Source organism: Streptomyces sp. NRRL F-5755 (assembly GCF_001279365.1).
Classification (GTDB): Bacteria; Actinomycetota; Actinomycetes; order Streptomycetales; family Streptomycetaceae; genus Streptomyces; species Streptomyces rimosus.
In genome coordinates this window covers 1-2,645 of record NZ_LGCW01000132.1, presented here as the reverse complement: position 1 = coordinate 2,645, position 2,645 = coordinate 1, and the positions used below count along the sequence as shown (strand labels likewise).

The following is a 2,645-nucleotide window of genomic DNA, read 5'->3' as shown; positions in this document are numbered from 1 at the left end:
CCCCCTAACAGCAGCCCTAGGCCCCACCCGAACCCAACTCCTCCGCCTACTCACCACCCCCCAAACCACCACCGAACTGGCCCACCGCCTGAACGTCAGCGCCCCCACCATCTCCGCCCACACCGCAGCCCTACGCGCTGCCGGCCTCCTCACCACAACCCGCGTGGGCCGATCGGTCATACATGAGCGAACGGCACTGGGAACACTCCTGACCCATCGCGGCACGTCCATATGACGGGCGCGTCAGCAAAGGGCCTCAACACTCGTAGACACGCCCAGTCACAGGGTTTCCGCCGCAGGACGGCTACCTGGAGGCGCGTCCGCCTTGGCCTCTCGCTGGGAGCGGGTACCGGTACGCGGTGGCGACGAGCTCTTCTCGCAGTGGCACCCAATCGGTCCATTCGCGCCAACGTCCGCCCTGGCAGCGGAGCTCGTCGTCGAGTTCAACCTGATCTATCACTATGAGGCAGGTGGGGGCGCCTTCAGCGTGGCGGACCTCTCCCTCGGTCAGGTCTATGGCTTCACGAGTGGTCGTGCTGCCCTTCACCTCTATGTGCGTCTCGCTCGCGCCTCTGCGCACGGTGATGTCCCAGGGCGAGTGATCGCCCACGTCCTCGACCTCGTAGCCGAGCGAGCGATAGTGATCGAGCACGAGATCCATCGCGTATCGCTCAACGGCCTGCCGACGTTTGGCGTCGTGCTGACGACCGTAACCGGAAGGCTGAGCCGGTTTTCTGGGCGAATCGGGTACCGGGCTGGGCGCTTCCGGCTCATGGGGTTCGGAGATTGCGGTCTGGCGCAATTCCAGCAGCTCGGGAAGTGCTTCCACCAGCGTACGCGGGAGTTTGGTCAGGTACCCCTGTGCTGCACGCAGGGGCCGGGTGTGCGACAAGGCGAAGGGGAAGTAGAGCGGTCCTTCGACTGTCTCTGCGAGATGATCCCGCAGCGCGCGAAGGCTCGGCTCCATCTCCCTCAGGCGTGCCTGAGTGACTGGCTTCTTCAACCGGCGGTACCCGCTGAGAGGCGCCTCCCACGCGGGCTCCGGCCCCGAAGCACGTCGCTGCCGGCCGTAGGTGCCTCTGCTCTGCCACGTGATGGTGGACGCAATCGCCTCACCTCGTACGTGGGAGTACCCGACGACTCCGGGGCCGTGGTTCTTGTCCCAGTGCAGAACAAGGTCCCCTGGCCGTACCTCGCGGACGAGCGCGTAGGACCAGTACTCCTCCCCCCGATCGTTGACTTGGGGGGCGAGCAGGTTTCTGCCGATGTCCTCGCGGTTCGTGATCTCCAGCCAGTAGCGCTCGTACGGGTCGTGTCTCCACCACCTGTTAACGGGCATTGGCCCCCCTCTGCCTAGCTGTCTCGTTCCTCGGCTGATCATTGCAGGCCGGAACTGACGACTTCGCGGCAGAGATAGCAGGGTTTTGAACACTGCCCCGCCAAGAAGCCGGACGGGGCGGTGCCCACCCCTGCTGACGCGCGGAACGGGGGCAACACCTCGGCGCCGATGACCCGGTGCCGGCCCGACTGTGACGGACAGCACGCCCGGCGCTCGGCCGGAGCGATAAGCCGTATACGCGCAAGGAGACACACATAGCCAGAGGGCCGGTACTGGATCCAGTACCGGCCCTCTGGCCTGCTACTTCTCAGTCGGGGTGGCGGGATTTGAACCCACGACCTCTTCGTCCCGAACGAAGCGCGCTGCCAAGCTGCGCCACACCCCGAAGCAACGAGCTCTACTTTAGCGGACCGATCCCCGAAGGTGAAATCCGGTTCTCGGGGCGGCGGAGGTGGGGCCTGACCTGGTCGATCGTGACGAGGACGAGGGCGAGGGCGTAGAAGGCGGAGCCGAAGACGAGGGTGTTGAGGGCGATGCCGGCGTAGCCGTGGACGTCTACGTCGAGGAAGGGGTACGGGTAGCGGCCCTCGGTGCCGGGGTCGAGGAGGGCGCCGCGGATGAGGGCGAAGGGGAGGTAGAGGAAGGGGTAGGCCAGCCACTGGGCGGCGTGGCGCCAGCGGAAGCCGCGGGGGGCGGTGAGCAGGAGCCAGTCCAGGGCGGCGCCGATGGGGGTGACGGTGTGCAGGAGGTGGGTGGAGACGGTGCGGACGGTGTCGTGCTCCGGGGTCCCGGTCATGGAGAAGCCGCTGGAGTCGTTGGTGAGGATGACGTGGTAGACGAGGCCGGTGATGGCTATGTAGAGGAGGACCGCGCCGGTGATCCGTGGGGAGATCGGCGGGCGGGCGGCCCAGGCGCGGTATGCCGACCAGGCGAAGCAGACGGCCACGGCGATGTTCGTCTGGACGGTGAAGTAGCTGAAGAGGCGGCCCAGGTCCGGGGTGATCGCGATGTCCAGGACGAGGCCGGTCAGGGCGGCCAGGGCGATCAGCAGGCGGAAAATCGCGGCCACTGGGCGGCGGACCGGGGGGACGACCGCGGAGGCCGGGGTGTGGGCGGAGGCGAACGCCGCTCCCCGGGCATAGCGCGAGGAGGCGTGAGAGGTGGCCTGCGATGGGCGGGAGCGGGGGACGCGGGAGCTGGTGGGGTCGATCATCCCCCCACGCTAGACGGGAGCGGGGCGGGATGGTGAAGGTGTGGTGAATCCGTAGGGGGAGGCCCAGTGTGCGTGCAGGGGGAGGGGTGGAAC

General features: G+C 67.4%; 3 protein-coding genes and 1 tRNA gene. 1 reads left to right on the top strand and 3 read right to left on the bottom strand.

Annotation, left to right across the window (positions count from 1 at the left end; genetic code table 11):
• Positions 1 to 235, top strand: a 235-nt coding sequence (locus tag ADK86_RS40815; RefSeq protein WP_159393861.1) for an ArsR/SmtB family transcription factor, incomplete at its 5' end; no start/stop codon positions are given.
• 69 nt (positions 236 to 304) lie between these two features.
• Here the strand turns inward: ADK86_RS40815 and ADK86_RS14900 are convergent.
• The 3 genes from ADK86_RS14900 to ADK86_RS14890 form a co-directional block, all read right to left on the bottom strand.
• A complete protein-coding gene (locus ADK86_RS14900; RefSeq protein ID WP_053697034.1) occupies positions 305 to 1,339 on the bottom strand; it encodes a protein NO VEIN domain-containing protein in 1,035 nt (344 codons plus the stop codon).
• A gap of 311 nt (positions 1,340 to 1,650) precedes the next feature.
• A tRNA-Pro gene (locus ADK86_RS14895) sits at positions 1,651 to 1,724 on the bottom strand.
• A gap of 12 nt (positions 1,725 to 1,736) precedes the next feature.
• The gene (locus ADK86_RS14890) at positions 1,737 to 2,552 is read right to left on the bottom strand and encodes a Pr6Pr family membrane protein (protein WP_053697033.1); all 816 of its coding nucleotides are present in this window, start codon (positions 2,550 to 2,552) and stop codon (positions 1,737 to 1,739) included.
• Between the last annotated feature and the right edge of the window lie 93 nt (positions 2,553 to 2,645).